Origin of the sequence: Pseudomonas sp. R1-43-08 (assembly GCF_003852255.1) — a bacterium.
Taxonomy (GTDB): domain Bacteria; phylum Pseudomonadota; class Gammaproteobacteria; order Pseudomonadales; family Pseudomonadaceae; genus Aquipseudomonas.
Genome location: NZ_CP027734.1, coordinates 261,505 through 278,639, shown reverse-complemented (window position 1 = coordinate 278,639; position 17,135 = coordinate 261,505). Strand labels below are relative to the sequence as shown.

Below are 17,135 nucleotides of genomic sequence, written 5' to 3'. Positions count from 1 at the left end.
GACCGCAAGCGCCAATCGCCATGACCGAACCCACCTCCCTCGCCAGTTGGACCCGCGCCCTGCGCAAGCAACTCGACGCCCTGGGCCTCGACAGCGCCGCGCTCTGCCGCGAGGCCGGGCTCGACCCGCTGTTGATGGACGACCCGAATGCGCGCTACCCGTTGTCGGCCACCACGCGCCTTTGGGAACTGGCGGTGCAGGCCAGTGGCGATCCGGCGATTGGCTTGCGGGTGTCGAGGTTTGTCAGCCCCACCACCTTTCATGCGTTGGGGTATGCGCTGGTGGCCAGCGGCAGCCTGCGCGAGGTGTTCGAGCGTATCGTGCGCTATCACCAGGTGGTCAGTGATGCCCTGAGCCTGGAGCTGAGCCGTCACGGTGACGGCTACCGTTTCCGCCTGCTGCAACCCGAAGGCAGCCCGGCGCCGGCGCTGGAAGCCATCGATGCGTTCGCGGCGATCTATGTGCGCACCTGCCGCAATCGCCTGGGGCGTGACTACGCACCGCTGGCGGTATACCTGCGGCGCCCGGAACCGGCCGACCCTGCACCGTGGCACACGGTGTTTCGCTCACCGGTGTTCTTCGGCGCCGAGGAAGACCGCCTGGAGTTCGCCGCCCGCGACTTCGACAGCCACCTGGACGACGCCAACCCGGAGTTGGCCGAACACAATGAAACCGTGCTCAAGCGCACCCTGGCCCAACTGCAACCGCTGACCTGGGAACGCAAGGTGCGCGCCGCCATCGAGGCGCAACTGCCCGACGGCGAACCCAGCGCGGAGCGGATCGCCCAGGCGCTACATTTGAGCCTGCGCAGCCTGCAGCGGCACCTGGCGGATGAAGGCTGCCGGTTTGATGCGCTGCTCAATGAGTGTCGGCAGAACCTGGCGCTGTTGCACCTGCGCGATCCGCAGTGTTCATTGGCCGAGATCAGCCATTTGCTGGGGTTCGCCGATACCAGCAGCTTCAATCGGGCGTTCAAGCGCTGGACGGGGATGACGCCGGGGCAGTTCAGGGATGGGTTGCGGTAGGCAGATGTGGGGTTGGCTTTGAGGGCCTCATCGGGGGCAAGCCCCCTCCCACAGTTGGAATGCGTTCACCTGTGGGAGGGGGCTTGCTCCCGATAGCGATTGCCCAGGCCATCACCGTCCCCGATCACGCCGCAACACCTTCCTCACCCGCGCCACCAATGCCTTGGCGTCAAACGGCTTGAGCAAGTAGTCGTCTTCATGCAATTCCAACCCGCGCAAACGATCTTCAATGCCATCGGGCGTGGTCAGAAACAGCACGGGCGTTTCGCCGCGTTGGCGAACCTCCTGCTGCAACTTCCAGGCATTCAGGCCCGGCAGCATCACATCCAGGATCACCAGGTCGTACACGGTGCTTTCCACAAACCGTTGCGCGGCCATGCCGTTGGCCGCGACTTCCACGGTAAAACCGGCCTCGCTCAAGCCCTGGGCCATCCGTTGCGCCAATTGCGGCTGGTCTTCCACTAACAACACGTGCATGCCTTACCTCTGGGTTTGATTACAAACCTGTCATCAAATTGTGCGGCTTTTGTCCACCTCCACTGGCTACCGTGACGGCCTGCCTTCTGGAGCGTTCACCATGTATCGCACTGCTTTATTCCTGAGCCTCGCCGTCGCGACTGCCGCCCAGGCGACGCCACAACTGCCACGCCACGCCACGCTTGATTTACGCACCGCGCGCCAATTGGCCGATGCCAGCCTGGCTCACTGCAACGCCGCGCTGACCGTGCTCGACCGTGGCGGCAACCTGCTGCTGAGCCTGCGCGCCGACGACGTTGGCCCGCACAACAGCCTCGCCAGCCAGCGCAAGGCGTACACGGCGTTGTCGACCAAAACCCCAACCCGGCTGTTCGCCGAGCGTGCGCGCAACAACCCCGAGGCTGCCAACCTTAACAGCTTGCCCGAATTGCTGTTGCTCGGCGGTGGCGTGCCGCTGTTTGCCGAGAGCGAACTGGTCGGCGCGCTGGGCATCGCCGGTGCCGGCGGCGCGCCGCAGGATGAAGCCTGCGCCGTACAGGCGGCCGAGCAACTGGGCTTGAAAATCACCCCTTGATTCCACTCCTGTCAACAAGGACTTCTCGATGAAAACCCTAAGCATGACCCTCGCCGCCCTCAGCCTGAGCGGCCTGTGCAATCTGGCCCTGGCCGACGGCAACCCGCTGAGCGTGCATGTGCTCAACCTGGAAAATGGCCTGCCGAGCGCCGGCGTCAACGTCACCCTGGAGGAACACGTGGGCGACCAATGGCAGGCGCTGTCCCAAGGCGTGACCAACCAGCTAGGGCGCATCGCCGAACTGTTCCCGGCTGATCGCAAAATGAAGCCGGGCGAGTACCGCGTGGTGTTCAAGACCGGCGACTATTACAAGAAAGCGAATCGCGAAACCTTCTTCCCCGAAGTGCCGGTGATTTTCCAGGTCAAGCAGGCTGACCAGCACTACCACATCCCGCTGTTGCTCAGCCCTTACGGCTTCTCCACCTATCGCGGTTCATAGGCGCGCCTGCTCGACTTCACCCTGGCCTTGCGCGATCATCATCAGCAGCCGCTGGCAGCCGACTGACAGGGCATGATCAAACATCTTACTAGAGGAATAACAATGAAAAGCCTCGTCGACCACCTCAGTCAATACGCCGCCTACCACCGCGACCCGCGCAATATCACCAGTCATTTCATCGGCATTCCGTTGATTGTGGTGGCGGTCGCCGTGCTGCTGTCACGCCCCGAATGGGCGGTGGGCGGGCTGTGGCTATCGCCGGCGGTGCTGCTGGCGCTGTTTTCGGCGTGGTTCTACCTGCGCCTGGAGCTGGCGCTGGGTGTGTTGATGACGGTGCTGATGGGTTTATCGGTGTGGGCCGGGCACGTACTGGCGGCGCAGAGCACGACGGTGTGGCTGGGCAGCGGCGTGGGCCTGTTTGTGCTGGGCTGGGTGATCCAGTTTGTCGGGCATTACTACGAAGGCCGCAAGCCAGCGTTTGTGGACGACGTGTCGGGGCTGATCGTGGGGCCGTTGTTTGTGGTGGCGGAGTTGGCGTTTCTGGTGGGCTTGCGGCAGGACCTGAAACAACAGATTGAAGCGCGCTCGGGACCGGTGGCTCGTCGCGATCTCAAGCCAAGCGAGGTCTGAATGTGGGAGGGGGCTTGCTCCCGATGGCGGTGGGTCAGCTGATTCATAGGCCAACTGACACTCCGCTATCGGGAGCAAGCCCCCTCCCACATTGGCCCCATTTCACATTTGGCACTGGGGTGAGCTTAGGCTTTTTGCCAGACCTTGGGCTTGAAGAACAGGGTTTCGCCACGGGCCAGGCCGGTGAGGCTGTCGTGATCTTTGACCACTTCGGCTTCGATCAGCTCGGGTTGGCCTTCGACCTTCAAGGTCACCCGCGTGGTCGCGCCCAGCGGCCGAATATCGCGCACCTCAGCCGCATGGTGATCCTCCAGCTCATGCCGCGACAGCGACACCTCATGGGGGCGGAACAGCAGGTGTTTATCCTCGCCCAGGTGCAGGCGGTTCGAGTCACCCAGGAAGTGGTACACAAAATCGCTGGCCGGGTTTTCGTAAACCTCGCCCGGTGAGCCGATCTGCTCGATCACGCCCTTGTTCATCACCACGATACGGTCGGCAACTTCCATGGCCTCTTCCTGGTCATGGGTCACGAACACCGAGGTCAGGTTGATATCCTCGTGCAAGCGCGCCAGCCAGCGGCGCAGCTCCTTGCGCACCTTGGCATCGAGGGCGCCAAACGGTTCGTCCAGCAGCAGCACTTTAGGCTCTACCGCCAGGGCGCGGGCCAGGGCGATACGTTGGCGCTGGCCGCCGGAGAGTTGTTCCGGGTAGCGATCGGACAGCCAATCGAGCTGCACCATGTTCAGCAGGTCGTGAACCTTGGTCGCGATCTGGCTTTCGCTCGGGCGCTGGTTTTTCGGCTTCATGCGCAGGCCGAAGGCGACGTTGTCGAACACGGTCATGTGGCGGAACAGCGCATAGTGCTGGAACACAAAGCCCACGTTGCGATCACGCACATCGTGGCCGGAGACGTCCTCGCCGTGGAACACGATGCTACCGTCATCCGGGGTTTCGAGACCTGCGATGATGCGCAGCAAGGTGGTCTTGCCGCAGCCGGACGGGCCCAGCAAGGCCACCAGCTCGCCACTCTGGATATCCAGGTTGATGCTGTCCAGGGCCTTGAAGGCATTGAAGTTCTTGCTGACATTACGGACTTCGATCGACATGACTTATTCCTCACCGGCGCTGTTGCGCAGGCGGTTGATTCGGTTCTCGCTCCACTGCTTGAGCAGCAGGATGAAGAGCGCCAGGATCAGCAACAGGCTGGCCACCGCGAAGGCGGCGACGTGGTTGTATTCGTTGTAGAGAATCTCGACGTGCAGCGGCAGCGTGTTGGTTACGCCACGAATATGGCCGGACACCACCGACACCGCGCCGAACTCACCCATGGCCCGCGCGGTACACAGCACCACGCCGTAGATCAGGCCCCACTTGATGTTCGGCACGGTGACATGCCAGAACATCTGCCAGCCGTTGGCACCGAGCAGGCGCGCGGCTTCTTCTTCCTGGGTGCCCTGCTCCTGCATCAACGGGATCAGCTCGCGGGCCACGAACGGCACGGTGACGAAGATGGTCGCCAGCACGATGCCGGGCAAGGCGAACACGATCTGGATGTCATGGGCCTGCAACCACGGTCCGAAGAAGCCCTGGGCGCCGAACATCAGCACATACACCAGGCCTGCGATCACGGGCGAGACCGAGAACGGCAGGTCGATCAGCGTTACCAATATGCTTTTGCCACGGAAAGAATACTTGCTCACGCACCACGCGGCGCTGACACCAAACACCAGGTTGAGCGGCACCGAAATCACCACGGCGATTACCGTGAGTTTCAGCGCCGACAGCGCGTCCGGTTCAAGGATCGCAGTGAAGAACGCGCCGAGGCCATTCTTCAAGCCCTGGGACACCACGATCAACAGCGGCAGCAGCAAAAACAGCGCGAACACCAGCCAGCCGAGGCCGATCAGGATGCGTCGCGAGGTGGCGCTGCCGCGCCGGGCGGCGTTGGCCGAGGACGCGGCGGAGATAGACGATTGGGACATGTTCCGCGCCTCCTTATGGACGTTCGATGCGCCGCTGCAACAAGTTGATCAGCAGCAGCAGGACAAAGGAAACCACCAGCATCAGCACACCGATCGAGGTGGCGCCGCGGTAGTCGTACTGGTCAAGCTTGACCATGATCAGCAGCGGCAGAATCTCGGTTTTCATCGGCATGTTGCCGGCGATGAAAATCACCGAACCGTACTCGCCGACGCCACGGGCGAAGGCCAATGCAAAACCGGTCAGCCAGGCCGGCAACAGCGCCGGCACGAGGATGTGACGGAACACTTGCAGCGGCTTGGCGCCCAGGCAGGCGGCGGCCTCTTCGACTTCCCGGGGGATATCGGCGAGTACCGGCTGTACGGTGCGCACCACGAAGGGCAAGGTGACGAAGGTCAGCGCCAGGGTGATGCCCAGCGGGGTGTAGGCGATCTTGAAGCCCAGGTCGGCGGCGAACTGGCCAACCAGTCCGTTAGGCGCGTACAGCGCGGTCAACGCGATACCGGCCACGGCGGTGGGCAAGGCGAACGGCAGGTCGATCATCGCATCAATGATCTTGCGTCCGGGGAAGGTGTAGCGCACCAGCACCCAAGCCAGCAGGGTGCCGATCACGCCATTGATCAGCGCGGCGTACAACGCGGTGCTGAAGCTCAGTTTCAACGCCGCCAGCACGCGGGGTGCGGAGATGATGTTCCAGAACTGATCCCAGGTGAGTTGAGCGGCGTGTACAAACATCGCCGCCAGCGGGATGAGCACGATCAGGCTGAGGTACACGACGGTGTAGCCCAGCGTCAGCCCGAAGCCGGGTATGACGGGGGAGATACGACGCGACATAAGAGTCCTTGGTTAAAGGGTAGAAACCACTGTAGAAGCCAGCTGTTGTGGCGAGGGAGCTTGCTCCCGCTGGGCTGCGCAGCAGCCCCAGGGCCAGGCGACCCGATGAACCGTGGGGACCGGTACTGGGAGCGCTTCGCACTCCAGCGGGAGCAAGCTCCCTCGCCACAGAAAGCTCGCTCCTACAGGGATCGGTGTTGTTACTGCGCCGTGTAGATCTGGTCGAACACGCCACCGTCGTTGAAGAATTTCGGTTGGGCAGTTTTCCAGCCGCCGAAATCTTTGTCGATAGTCACCAAGTCCAGTTTCGGGAACTGTTGGGCGTATTTGGCGGCGACTTTCTCATCGCGTGGGCGGTAGAAGTTCTTCGCCGCAATCTCCTGGCCAGCCGGGCTGTACAGGTGCTTGAGGTATTCGGTGGCGATCTCGGTATTGCCCTTTTTCTCGGCGTTCTTGTCGACCACGGCCACTGGTGGCTCGGCGAGGATCGACAGGGAAGGCACGACGATGTCGAACTTGTCGGCGCCGCCGTCTTCTTTCAGCGCCAGGAACGCTTCGTTTTCCCACGCCAGCAGCACGTCGCCCTGGCCGTTGTTGACGAAAGTGATGGTGGAACCGCGTGCGCCGGTGTCGAGGATCGGCACATGCTTGAACAGCTCCTTGACGTATTCCTGAGCCTTGGCTTCGCTGCCGCCGGTCTTCAGGCCGTAGGCCCAGGCCGCGAGGAAGTTCCAGCGCGCACCGCCGGAGGTTTTCGGGTTGGGCGTGATCACCGAAACGTCTTTCTTGACCAGGTCGCCCCAGTCCTTGATGCCCTTGGGGTTGCCCTTGCGTACCAGGAACACGATGGTCGAGGTGTACGGGGTGCTGGCATCCGGCAGGCGGGTCTGCCAGTTTTCCGGCAGGGTCTTGCCCAGCTTGGCGATTTCGTCGATGTCGCCGGCCAGGGCCAGGGTCACCACGTCGGCGCGCAGGCCGTCGATCACCGCGCGGCCCTGCTTGCCCGAACCACCGTGGGATTGCTGGATCTTCACGTTGTCGCCCGGGTGAGACTGTTTCCAGAAGCTGGTGAACTCAGCGTTGTAGTCCTGGTACAGCTCACGGGTCGGGTCGTACGAGACGTTGAGCAACTCGTAGTCCTTGGCAACGGCGGAACCGGCAAACACGGCACTGGCCAATGCGGCCAGGGCGTAACGGCGAATCGACGACATAGAAGCTCCTGAAATTCTTATGTTGGCGCAACCCTGTAGGAGCGAGCTTGCTCGCGAAAAACCCAGGAGCACCGCGTTAAACCTGATGCGCTGCGTTATCGTTGGCGTTTTTCGCGAGCAAGCTCGCTCCTACTGGTGGCTTATTCTTAGGCGGGTTTGTTACCCGGGTTCTGCAGACGGAATTTTTCCTTGCGTTCGATCTGTACCACTTGAGCGTTGTGTACGGTGATTTCCACCGCGCCAAACCGCAGATCGCGCAAGGCGCTCTGGATCTCACGCAAAATGGCTGCTTCGTCCTGGCCGTCGACGCTACGTAGAGATGCGCTCATGGTCTCGCTCCTGAAATGAATAGTGCCTGGCAGTGGCGGCACTGCTTGTGGCGTGAGGCGATAGTAGATAAGCGCGGATATTCTTAAAAATACTATTTAAGAATGTTTATATAACCAGAAAGAATTTTCTGACGGGACGTGGGGTTGCGCGCAGGTTTTGCGTTCAGCCACTGAAATTAAGCCGTAATGCAATCCAATGTGGGAGGGGCTTGCCCCCGATGGCGGTGGGTCAGCCAAGCCTCACCAATCTGATACACCGCTATCGGGGCATGGGTATCTACACAATTTTGGCGCGGCCCTGAACCTGCGGCGGCCCAGGAGCCGAAGCCTCTCTAACTGATGCACTGCGACCAAAATGTGGGAGGGGGCTTGCCCCCGATGGCGGCCTGACAGCCGACCAGGATGTTGGATCAAGGCGAGTACATATCCGTTGCTGCGGTAACGGCGGCTTAGGGTTCCGCCCTTACGGCGTCTCACTTTTGAAAAGCGCAAAAGTAAGCAAAACGCTCTTGCCCCACCACTCGGCACCTCGCCCAGGCTCGGTGTGCCCGGAATCCGACATTGATTTGGGGGGCCGCCGCCACGCGCCATCCATGGCGCGGGGCGGCTAAACCGGCATCCCTGCCGGTTTACCCCCCAAATCACTATCGGATTCCGGCCAGCGTGGTTTAACGGGGCGCTTAAGATCAAGAGCAAGATCAAGAGCGACTCGCTTCGCATCGTGGTTACCGTAGGCTGCTACAAAGTTGTGTAGATACCTATGGCTATCGGGGGCAAGCCCCCTCCCACAGTTTGATCGTATTTCAATTAAGGACCGGGGCTCGGTGCCAGTCGATATCGGCCGCCGGCATCGGCTTGCCAAACCAATACCCCTGGCCCATGTCGCACTCCTGGTCCAGCAGGAAGCGCGCCTGCTCCACTTGCTCGATCCCCTCGGCATGCACCTGCATGCCCATGCTTTTGGCCAGGGCGATGACCACGCGCACGATAGCGGCGTCGTCTTCATCCCAAGGCAAGCCGGCGACAAAACCTTGGTCGATCTTGAGTTTCTGCACCGGCAGGCGCTTGAGGCGCAACAGCGAGGAATAGCCGGTGCCGAAGTCGTCGATGGCCAGGCGCAAGCCCAGCTCGCGCAGGCGGTGCAGTTGTTCAAGGGCGACTTCCGGATCATCCATCACCGCGCTTTCGGTGACTTCCAGCTCCAGGAAGGCCGGGTCCAGGCCGGTGTCGTGGAGCACCTGGCCGACCTGTTCGTAGAGTTCACGCCGGGCAAACAGGCGGCTGGAGACGTTGATCGCGATAAACCCCAACGGCGCGCCGTCCGCCAACCATAGGCACATCTGGCGGCAGGCCTGGTCCATCACCCAGGCATCGATGTCGGCGATCAACCCGGTGCGCTCGGCGATGGGGATAAATTCACCCGGTGGCACCAGGCCGCGCTCCGGATGCTGCCAGCGCACCAGCGCTTCCACGCCAATCAAACGGCTGTCCTGCAGGTCGTGCACCGGCTGGTAATAGACGCGCAGCTCCTGCTGGTCGAGGGCGCGGCGCAATTCGCTGGCGATTTCCACCCGACTCTGCGCGTGAGCCGTCAGTTCCTCGGTGTACAAGGCGTAGCTTTCACGGCCCGCGTTCTTGGCCTTGAACAAGGCCGAGTCAGCGTTGCGCAATAATTGCTCGGCGCTCAGCGCATCACTGGGGAACAGGCTGATACCGATGCTGGCGCTGATAAACAGCTGGTTGCCGTCAAAAATGAACGGCTCCTTCATGGCCTCGAGCATGCGCTGGGCCATGGCCGCAGCCTGCATCATCTGGGGACAACTTTCCGCCAGCACGGCGAACTCGTCGCCCCCCAGGCGCGCCAGGGTCACCCCAGGCCCGAACAGCCCCTTGAGACGGTCGGCCACCAGCTTGAGCAGTTGATCGCCAACATTGTGGCCGAGGCTGTCATTGATGATCTTGAAGTGATCCAGGTCCATCAACAGCAACGCACAACCGCGCTTGTGCACGCGTGCCGAGGCCAGCGCCTGCTCGGCGCGGTCGGTGAACAGCAGGCGGTTGGGCAGGCCGGTCAGCGGGTCGTGGTGCGCCAGGTGCGCCAGCTCGTGTTCGGAGTCCTTGATGGCGCTGATATCCGAGAACACGGCGACGTAGTGGCTGATGTGGCCCTGGTCATCACGGATGACGCGGATGGTTTGCCACTGGGGGTAAATTTCTCCGCTTTTGCGTCGATTCCAGATTTCGCCGCTCCATTCGCCGCTGCGCTCGAGGGCCTGGAACATCTGTTGATAAAAATTCGACGAATGGCGCCCGGACTTGAACAGGCTGGGTGGCCGGCCCATGACGTCTTCGCGGCGGTATCCGGTGATCTCGATGAACGCCCGATTGACGTGCACGATCAGGCCCTGAGCGTCGGTGACCAGCACGCCTTCGCGGGTGCAATCAAACACCGCAGCGGCCTGTTGCAAGCGTTCACGGTTTTCTTTCAAGGGTTGCTGCAACGCGTGGGCACGGGCAAACCGCGCGCCCATCAGGTAAATAGCCAGCGCGCTCAGGCCTACCCAGACATAGCCGCGCAGTTGCAGCCAATGCGCCAAGACCCGTGGATCATCGATAAAGCTGATTAATAGATGGTGGCTAAGCTGGAGCCATAGAACGGAAATCAGCAGGTATACCAGCCCCGCACGTAGGGCTCCTCGGTATGAAAACAACATATGCTCAGTAATCCTTACCAAAAAAACACAATCGCCCTACGAAGGCTGAGGATTATAGAATAAGAAACATCCAGTCACTTCTATCTGAAAGGGCGGCTGGTTTTCTCTGTAGGCTTAGTGATAATGCGTGAGCTGTTCTTTACTTTATCTGAGGGCCATACAGCCTATGTGGTACAACGGTTTTCTTGACCTGTCAGCCTGGCAACTGGTGGCAGTCACGTTGTTGATGACCCATGTGACCATTATCGGGGTCACCGTCTATCTGCACCGTTATTCGGCCCATCGCTCGCTCGAGCTCAATGCTGGCCTGAAACACTTCTTCCGCTTCTGGCTGTGGTTGACCACGGCGCAGAACACCCGTGAGTGGACCGCCATCCACCGCAAGCACCACGCTAAATGCGAAACCGTCGATGACCCGCACAGCCCGGTGATCAAGGGCCTGTCCACCGTGCTGCGCAAAGGTGCCGAGCTGTACCGCACCGAGGCGGAAAACCCCGAGACCCTGCGCATCTACGGCAAGAACTGCCCGGACGACTGGATCGAACGCAACCTCTACACGCGCTACCCGCTGCTGGGCGTGGCGATCATGGGTGTCATCGACGTGCTGCTGTTCGGCACCATTGGCATCACCATCTGGGCGATCCAGATGATGTGGATCCCGTTCTGGGCCGCCGGCGTCATCAACGGCCTGGGCCATGCCGTGGGCTATCGCAACTTCGAATGCCGCGACGCGGCGACCAACCTGGTGCCGTGGGGCATCATCGTCGGTGGCGAAGAACTGCACAACAACCACCACACCTACCCCAACTCGGCCAAGTTGTCGGTGAAGAAGTGGGAATTCGATCTGGGCTGGGCCTGGATCAAGGTATTCAGCTTCCTGCGCCTGGCCAAGGTGCAGCGCGTCGCGCCGATCGCCCACCGTGTCGAAGGCAAGGGCCATCTGGACATGGACACCGCGATGGCGATCCTCAACAACCGCTTCCAGATCATGGCCCAATACCGCAAATTGGTGATCGGCCCGCTGGTCAAGCAGGAGCTGGAGAAAGTCGATCATTCGGTGCGCCACCAGTTTCACCGCGCCAAGCGCCTGCTGTCGCGGGAAACCAGCCTGCTGAGCGATCGCCACCACGTGCGCATCCAGAGCATGCTGGAACACAGCCATGCGCTGAGTGTGATCTACGAGAAGCGCCTGGCGCTGCAGCAGATCTGGCTCAAAACCAGTTCCAACGGCCACGACATGCTGGCGGCGATCAAGGAATGGGTGCACGAAGCCGAGGCCAGCGGCATTCAATCTCTGCGTGATTTCGCTCACCAATTGAAGACCTATTCACTGCGTCCCGCAGCGGTCTGACGGTACTGCGGGAGGGCTCTCCCTCCCGCACACTGGCTTTTTGGCGCCATTTTCCGGGCACCGCCAATCCATCCCGATCACGGAACTTCACCGCAATTCCCCTCTCTCAAAGAACACTTCGCCATCATGGTGACCCCTTGTAGTGACCGCTGTTCCATCCTGCGGCGCGCCCAGAGAGAGTTGTTCCGATGGTTCACGAAAAGCCCTGCCCGATTGACCTGTCCTCTGCCCAGCCACCGCGCCCAGCGGCGGCGTCGACCCTGCTGGCGCTGATGCATGCCCAGGGCGAGGTCGAGCGGCTGAGTGAGCGTGAGCAGCTGCTCAGCTCGCTGCTGGTGAGCGTGAACGCGGTGCTGTGGGCCATCGACTGGGAAACGCGTCGTGTGCTGTACGTCAGCCCGGCCTACGAACGGATATTCGGCCGCAGCGCCGGTTTGCTGTTGGCCGATCACCGGGAATGGCGCAACAGCATCCACCCCGAAGACCTCGACTACGCCGAACACAGCCTGGCCCGCGTGCTGGAACAGGGCGCCGTGGAAGACCGCGAATACCGCATCGTCACGGTCGACGGGCAGATCCGCTGGCTCAGCGACAAATGCTATATCAATCAGCAGGCCGAGCCGGGCAAGCCGATGATCGTCGTGGGCATGGCCGAGGACATCACCGAAAAGAAGCAGTTGGAGCTGGAACTGCATCGCCTGGCCACCACCGATGTACTGACCCAGAGCAGCAACCGCCGGCACTTCTTCGAACTCGCCAACCAGGCCTTTGACAACGCCTGTATGCAGGGCACGCCGCTGGCGTTCCTGTTGCTGGACATCGACGACTTCAAAGACATCAACGACAGTTATGGCCACCTCGAAGGCGACCAGGTGCTGCGGCGCATCGCCGAAAGTGGCCGAAGCGTGTTGCGCCGTGGCGACCTGTTCGGCCGCATCGGTGGCGAAGAATTCGCCGCCATACTGCCCGGCTGCGCCCCGGACATGGCCCTGCAGGTAGCCGAGCGGCTGGGCAAGGAAATCCAGGCGCTGAGTTTCAGCGTTGAAGGCCACGCGTTTACAGTGACCGTCAGCCAAGGCCTGACCAGCCTGCGCGAAGACGACTCGACCCTCGACAGCCTGTTCGGCCGCGCCGATGCGGCGATGTATGAGGCAAAACGCCAGGGTAAAAATCGGGTGATAGCGGGTTAGTGCTGATCAGGAGCGGGGGTTACCGTCGAAAGATTGCAGGCCCGCGCTACATCTGACGCCAGTCTCACCACAACGATCTACCACCCCGACACCTTCTCGCGTCACTAAATTCACTCACCATTGCCGCCGGTCATTCCTCAAGACTGGCCAGACTCTGGAGCGTGAACCATGACCATCGGATCCACCTACGACTACCCCGCCTTAGTCGCCAAGCACTTGCCAACCCATGCGCCATCCTCATGGCGAGGCCGTTTCCCGAGCCCTCCGGACTTGTGCTTCAACTATCGGAAATTGGTCGAACACGACTTTGGCATCGCCCAGGCAACCCAACCCGATTACAAAATCTGCATCGTCGGCGCGGGCATCACCGGCTTGACCGCCGCGCGGGAATTGCTTCGGTGCGGATTCAAAAACGTCACATTGCTGGAACAGTCTCACCGCGTTGGGGGGCGTCATCTATCAACGCTCAACTCCGGCCAATCTCCACTGCTGGGTCAGACCCCCTTCGAAATGGGCGCCATGCGCATGCCGATGTTTAACCAGGCCGGTGAATCGCCTTTAGATGGTCAATCGCTGTTGGCCTACTATTGCAAACGCTTTGAACTGCAGCTATCCGACTTCCCCAATCCAGGCACGCCGCATGTGCGCAGCACTGGCATTTACCTGAGTGAGGGGCTACTCGAGGGACAGCTAGAGCCGCAAATGCTTATCTGGAAAAACTCGCAAGGTCACACACCTCCGCCAACAGAAAAATTGCAGCAGGTGTATGCCAAGTGGCGCCATTTTGCAGATCAGATGACGCACCAAGTCGCAAAGATCTATGGCACGCCGCAGTGGGAATCCCTATGGGCCGCCATCGTCGCGCGTTACCAGAGCCTGTCCTTCCGTGACTTGGTGACATTGGCGAGTGTTACGTGGAATGCCAATATTCCCGGGGACTTTGGCGGGCTCGGCATGACCCGGGAGGAGTCCACCCTTTTCTATTCCATCGGCATCGGTGATGGCAGTTGGGGAGCGTTTTATGACGTGTGCTGCCTCTACCCTTTACGCACGGCGATCTTCGGTTTCAGCAGTCAACTACAACTGGTGCATGGGCGCGTCGGCATTGACGGCAATCCCGTTGCGTCACCGTACTTGGGGCAAACCAGCCTCAGAGATTGCAATGACTTGGCGTTCGACGCGCCGCGTTATCTAGGGCTCGCAGCGCTGGATGAGTGCCTGCTGTTTATGGAAACCAAGGTCAACGCCCAGTCCTTTTACGACCACTGCCGAGACCGCGGGAAGGGCTTTCTCACCGATACCTCAGTGACTCGCTTATCCAAGCTTGAAAACGGCCAAATCCGCGTGACCTATGACTGGCACGCCAGCAGCCCTACTGGTAAAGCCGAACGTCATGAAGACTTCGATGCGGTGATCATGACCCTGCCGTCCTGGATTATCGAAACACACATTCAGTTGGAAAATTTCAGCCAGGGCATGCTGCCGTATTCCGTCATCAATGCCTACAAAACCGCTCACTGGGAAACCAGCTGCAAGGTCTACGCACCGCTCAAGAAAAGCTTCCTGTCGAACAATAGAAAGATTCCCCAGATCATGGTCACCGACAGCTTTATCCATGATGTGTACACCTATCGCTACCACGACGCCTATCCCTATGACTGCATCTTGCTCAGTTACACCTGGGAGGATGACGCGACCAAACTGGCCTCTTTTGACGACCAAACACTGGTCAATAAGTGCGTCACGGAACTGGACCGCATCCTGTTACGCAGTGCCAATATCAAAGCGCCGATATCGCCCTACATCGATACACAAAACGCCGTCGTCCAACGCTGGATGACCGACAAGAACGCGCTAGGGTGCGCCAAGCTTTACCGCGCGGGGACTTACTACGATGCCGTCAGTTTGATGCAGTACAACCGCGACTATGCCCATGTTTCCGGCCTGTATCTGGCTGGGGAATCGTTTTCCGTGGATGCAGGCTGGACCGAGCCGTGCCTGCGCGGCGCCGTCGACGCCGTGATCAACCTCTGCAATACCACCCAAGCCGCGTTCAACGGGGGGTTTACCCTGGATGAGTACCCGCGTTACCAGGGGCAGCCATTGATACAGCAACTGCCTACGACTCAAGCGGAAACAGCCTACTGACGCATAAACAAAAAAGACTTCCTATTAAACGCCCACCCATTCCGGTGGGCTCATAACAATAAGAGGTCTGCACCATGAACGAGTCCACGAGCCCCGTACGCGTCGCCGTTGTGCAATTTGATCCGCAAGTCGGCACCTACAATCGCGCTTCCAACCTGGAAACCAGCCTGAGCCTTGCCCTGCAAGCGGTTAACAATGGCGCCAATTTGATTGTGCTGCCCGAGTTGGCCAATACCGGTTATCTGTTCAACAGTCGCCAGGACGCCTATCTGCATGCCGAGCCCGTTCCAGACGGTCCCAGCCTGCGGGCCTGGATGGATTTCGCGCAGTTTCACCAGGTGCATCTCGTGGCAGGCCTGGCTGAACGCGACGGCATGCAACTGTTCGACACCGCCGTGCTGCTGGGCCCCGACGGCCTGATTGGCAAATACCGCAAGGCCCACCTCTGGAACAAGGAAAAGCTCTGGTTCAGCCCCGGAAACCTTGGATTCCCCGTGTTTGAAACCCCCATAGGCCGTATAGGTTTACTGATCTGCTGGGACATCTGGTTCCCCGAGGTCCCACGCATCCTGACCCAGCAAGGCGCCGATATCATCTGCAGCCTGAACAACTGGGTGTGGACCCCACCGCCGCTGTTCGACGAAGCCGGCAAATGCATGGCCTCGTACTTGACCATGACGGCCGCCCACGTCAACAACGTGTTCATTGCTGCGGCCAACCGTATCGGCGAGGAACAGGATGCACGTTACCTTGGGTGTTCACTGATTGCCGGCACCAACGGCTGGCCCATCGGCAAGATCGCCTCACCTAACGAGCAAGCGATTATTTACGCCGACATCGACCTCTCCAGCGCTCGCAGCGCACCGATCTGGAACAGCCTCAACGACCTGCAACGGGATCGTCGCAGCGACCTGTATGACGGGATGCTCGGCTACCGCCTTCACCCGTGCCTGCCACGCTGATGGGGGTGCGACCATGGCTTTCCTACCGACAAAAAAACTGCCATCAGACTCACCTGTTCGCCACCTTGCCATTCTGTTCCTGGCCTCGCTCACCCTGGTAGTGTCACTCACCGGGTTGTCAGTGGCTTACTCCACTTCGGCGCCGGAGCTTTGGCCAAGCTACAACGACATGATGGCCAGCCTGCCCACACCAACAGCGTGGTTGCGTTGGGTGGTCGGCGATATCAGTGAGGTGGCCTTCTACAAACACGAGTTCGCGTCACTCGGCCTGCTGCTCGGTGGCGCCTTCGGTTACTGGACCAGTCGTTACGCTCAAACCTGGCAAGGCTTCAGCATCGCCTACGGCACGGGGCTCTGGCCCTGGTTGGTGACCAGTTCATTGCTGGGCTTGCTGCTAAGCAATGCGATGTGGGGCTGGACCCTGACGGCAGACGCTTGGCAACCCACGTTCGCCGCCTTTGTTTCGCTGCCGGCGGCCATGGTGCTGATGTTTGGCGGGGGGTGGAAGGTCACGCTCAATGGCGCCTTGCTCGGCGCGCTCCTGGTGACGCCGAGCTGCCTGTTGCTGGTCAACTACCTATGCATTCCGCTGGGTTTGCCGGTGGTGATTGGCAATGTATTGGGCATGGCTTTAGGCAGTGTGGTGGCGTTTTTACTATGCCGTGCCCTGCCGGTGCTGGTAAGCCGTGCAGCTGAACCCAAAGCGAGCATCCCTCCCGCTGCCGCCCTGAAAACACCCGATTACGGTATACGCTGGACGTTACGTCGGGTGCTGGCGGACTTTTCCGAAGCGCCGTTCTATGGCAATGAGTGGGCCAGCCTGGGTTTGCTCGCTGGGGTGTTGCTGGCTTATGCGCTGAATCCCCTGAGCCCCGCGTATGGATCTGGATGGTTGCCACACCTGATTGCAGGCCAAGCGCTGACCTCACTCATCGGCATTCTTTTGTGGCGTCGGCAATGGCGTGAGCGTGGCTGGTACCCAACCTATGTGCCCCTGGTGTCGGTAGTGCCCGCTGCCGTATTGACCTATGGCGGCAACCCGACAGTGATTGTAGCCAGCGCGATACTGGGCGCGCTGATCGCCCCGCCGCTGGCCTGCGCGATTGCCGGGCGCCTGCCCAGCTACCTGCATCCCTACATCGGCAACGTCTTGTCCATGGCGATCAGTACGGCGTTGATCGTGCCGTTCATCGGTGCGGTGATCGCGGATTAACCCAATCAACGCCTGGAGGTGATTCATCAGGCATAAAAAACCCCGCCGACGCGGGGTT

At 60.6% G+C, this 17,135-nt stretch carries 16 protein-coding genes; 9 read left to right on the top strand and 7 right to left on the bottom strand.

Annotated elements, in window-relative coordinates; all coding sequences use genetic code 11:
• The first annotated feature begins 20 nt into the window (after positions 1–20).
• Positions 21–1,025, top strand: a complete 1,005-nt coding sequence (locus C4J87_RS01075) for an AraC family transcriptional regulator (RefSeq protein WP_124365386.1) — start codon at positions 21–23, stop codon at positions 1,023–1,025.
• A gap of 111 nt (positions 1,026–1,136) precedes the next feature.
• Here the strand turns inward: C4J87_RS01075 and C4J87_RS01070 are convergent, their stop codons facing one another.
• Positions 1,137–1,502: a response regulator gene (locus tag C4J87_RS01070; RefSeq protein ID WP_124365385.1), complete on the bottom strand. Its 366-nt coding sequence runs from the start codon at positions 1,500–1,502 to the stop codon at positions 1,137–1,139.
• Positions 1,503–1,602: 100 nt separating this feature from the next.
• On the opposite strand from C4J87_RS01070, the gene C4J87_RS01065 reads away from it, so the two are divergent.
• From C4J87_RS01065 to C4J87_RS01055, 3 genes are all read left to right on the top strand, one after another.
• Positions 1,603–2,076, top strand: coding sequence for a heme-binding protein (locus C4J87_RS01065; RefSeq protein ID WP_124365384.1), 474 nt, complete (start codon positions 1,603–1,605; stop codon positions 2,074–2,076).
• Positions 2,077–2,104: 28 nt separating this feature from the next.
• The gene (gene uraH / locus C4J87_RS01060) at positions 2,105–2,515 is read left to right on the top strand and encodes a hydroxyisourate hydrolase (protein WP_124365383.1); all 411 of its coding nucleotides are present in this window, start codon (positions 2,105–2,107) and stop codon (positions 2,513–2,515) included.
• Between the two features lie 102 nt (positions 2,516–2,617).
• Positions 2,618–3,145, top strand: coding sequence for a DUF962 domain-containing protein (locus tag C4J87_RS01055; protein ID WP_124365382.1), 528 nt, complete (start codon positions 2,618–2,620; stop codon positions 3,143–3,145).
• A gap of 125 nt (positions 3,146–3,270) precedes the next feature.
• Here C4J87_RS01055 and C4J87_RS01050 read toward each other — a convergent pair whose 3' ends face one another.
• From C4J87_RS01050 to dibA, 6 genes are all read right to left on the bottom strand, one after another.
• Positions 3,271–4,251, bottom strand: a complete 981-nt coding sequence (locus tag C4J87_RS01050) for a sulfate/molybdate ABC transporter ATP-binding protein (RefSeq protein ID WP_124360744.1) — start codon at positions 4,249–4,251, stop codon at positions 3,271–3,273.
• Between the two features lie 3 nt (positions 4,252–4,254).
• On the bottom strand, positions 4,255–5,127 hold the full coding sequence (cysW, locus tag C4J87_RS01045; RefSeq protein ID WP_124365381.1) for a sulfate ABC transporter permease subunit CysW: 873 nt from the start codon (positions 5,125–5,127) through the stop codon (positions 4,255–4,257).
• 13 nt (positions 5,128–5,140) lie between these two features.
• Positions 5,141–5,959, bottom strand: coding sequence for a sulfate ABC transporter permease subunit CysT (cysT, locus tag C4J87_RS01040; protein WP_065949976.1), 819 nt, complete (start codon positions 5,957–5,959; stop codon positions 5,141–5,143).
• 200 nt (positions 5,960–6,159) lie between these two features.
• Positions 6,160–7,170: a sulfate ABC transporter substrate-binding protein gene (locus C4J87_RS01035; RefSeq protein ID WP_124360743.1), complete on the bottom strand. Its 1,011-nt coding sequence runs from the start codon at positions 7,168–7,170 to the stop codon at positions 6,160–6,162.
• A 146-nt stretch (positions 7,171–7,316) separates the two neighbouring features.
• Positions 7,317–7,499 (bottom strand): sulfur starvation response protein OscA, encoded by a 183-nt coding sequence (gene oscA, locus C4J87_RS01030; protein WP_010565387.1) that lies wholly within the window; start codon positions 7,497–7,499, stop codon positions 7,317–7,319.
• Positions 7,500–8,302: 803 nt separating this feature from the next.
• Positions 8,303–10,213: a phosphodiesterase DibA gene (dibA, locus tag C4J87_RS01025; protein WP_124365380.1), complete on the bottom strand. Its 1,911-nt coding sequence runs from the start codon at positions 10,211–10,213 to the stop codon at positions 8,303–8,305.
• Positions 10,214–10,379: 166 nt separating this feature from the next.
• On the opposite strand from dibA, the gene desA reads away from it, so the two are divergent.
• From desA to C4J87_RS01000, 5 genes are all read left to right on the top strand, one after another.
• Positions 10,380–11,564 (top strand): delta-9 fatty acid desaturase DesA, encoded by a 1,185-nt coding sequence (gene desA, locus C4J87_RS01020; protein ID WP_124365379.1) that lies wholly within the window; start codon positions 10,380–10,382, stop codon positions 11,562–11,564.
• 188 nt (positions 11,565–11,752) lie between these two features.
• The gene (locus C4J87_RS01015) at positions 11,753–12,754 is read left to right on the top strand and encodes a sensor domain-containing diguanylate cyclase (RefSeq protein WP_124365378.1); all 1,002 of its coding nucleotides are present in this window, start codon (positions 11,753–11,755) and stop codon (positions 12,752–12,754) included.
• A gap of 168 nt (positions 12,755–12,922) precedes the next feature.
• Positions 12,923–14,902 carry an FAD-dependent oxidoreductase gene (locus tag C4J87_RS01010; RefSeq protein ID WP_124365377.1) on the top strand — a complete coding sequence of 660 codons (1,980 nt, stop codon included), beginning with the start codon at positions 12,923–12,925 and terminating at the stop codon, positions 14,900–14,902.
• A 74-nt stretch (positions 14,903–14,976) separates the two neighbouring features.
• The gene (locus tag C4J87_RS01005; protein ID WP_124365376.1) at positions 14,977–15,864 is read left to right on the top strand and encodes a nitrilase family protein; all 888 of its coding nucleotides are present in this window, start codon (positions 14,977–14,979) and stop codon (positions 15,862–15,864) included.
• 13 nt (positions 15,865–15,877) lie between these two features.
• A complete protein-coding gene (locus tag C4J87_RS01000) occupies positions 15,878–17,077 on the top strand; it encodes a hypothetical protein (RefSeq protein ID WP_124365375.1) in 1,200 nt (399 codons plus the stop codon).
• Positions 17,078–17,135: the final 58 nt, after the last annotated feature.

Coding starts and splice junctions, on each gene's coding strand:
- C4J87_RS01075 (WP_124365386.1), top strand. CDS start 21: ATGACCGAACCCACCTCCCTCGCCAGTTGGACCCGCGCCCTGCGCAAG.
- C4J87_RS01070 (WP_124365385.1), bottom strand. CDS start 1,502: ATGCACGTGTTGTTAGTGGAAGACCAGCCGCAATTGGCGCAACGGATG.
- C4J87_RS01065 (WP_124365384.1), top strand. CDS start 1,603: ATGTATCGCACTGCTTTATTCCTGAGCCTCGCCGTCGCGACTGCCGCC.
- uraH (WP_124365383.1), top strand. CDS start 2,105: ATGAAAACCCTAAGCATGACCCTCGCCGCCCTCAGCCTGAGCGGCCTG.
- C4J87_RS01055 (WP_124365382.1), top strand. CDS start 2,618: ATGAAAAGCCTCGTCGACCACCTCAGTCAATACGCCGCCTACCACCGC.
- C4J87_RS01050 (WP_124360744.1), bottom strand. CDS start 4,251: ATGTCGATCGAAGTCCGTAATGTCAGCAAGAACTTCAATGCCTTCAAG.
- cysW (WP_124365381.1), bottom strand. CDS start 5,127: ATGTCCCAATCGTCTATCTCCGCCGCGTCCTCGGCCAACGCCGCCCGG.
- cysT (WP_065949976.1), bottom strand. CDS start 5,959: ATGTCGCGTCGTATCTCCCCCGTCATACCCGGCTTCGGGCTGACGCTG.
- C4J87_RS01035 (WP_124360743.1), bottom strand. CDS start 7,170: ATGTCGTCGATTCGCCGTTACGCCCTGGCCGCATTGGCCAGTGCCGTG.
- oscA (WP_010565387.1), bottom strand. CDS start 7,499: ATGAGCGCATCTCTACGTAGCGTCGACGGCCAGGACGAAGCAGCCATT.
- dibA (WP_124365380.1), bottom strand. CDS start 10,213: ATGTTGTTTTCATACCGAGGAGCCCTACGTGCGGGGCTGGTATACCTG.
- desA (WP_124365379.1), top strand. CDS start 10,380: ATGTGGTACAACGGTTTTCTTGACCTGTCAGCCTGGCAACTGGTGGCA.
- C4J87_RS01015 (WP_124365378.1), top strand. CDS start 11,753: ATGGTTCACGAAAAGCCCTGCCCGATTGACCTGTCCTCTGCCCAGCCA.
- C4J87_RS01010 (WP_124365377.1), top strand. CDS start 12,923: ATGACCATCGGATCCACCTACGACTACCCCGCCTTAGTCGCCAAGCAC.
- C4J87_RS01005 (WP_124365376.1), top strand. CDS start 14,977: ATGAACGAGTCCACGAGCCCCGTACGCGTCGCCGTTGTGCAATTTGAT.
- C4J87_RS01000 (WP_124365375.1), top strand. CDS start 15,878: ATGGCTTTCCTACCGACAAAAAAACTGCCATCAGACTCACCTGTTCGC.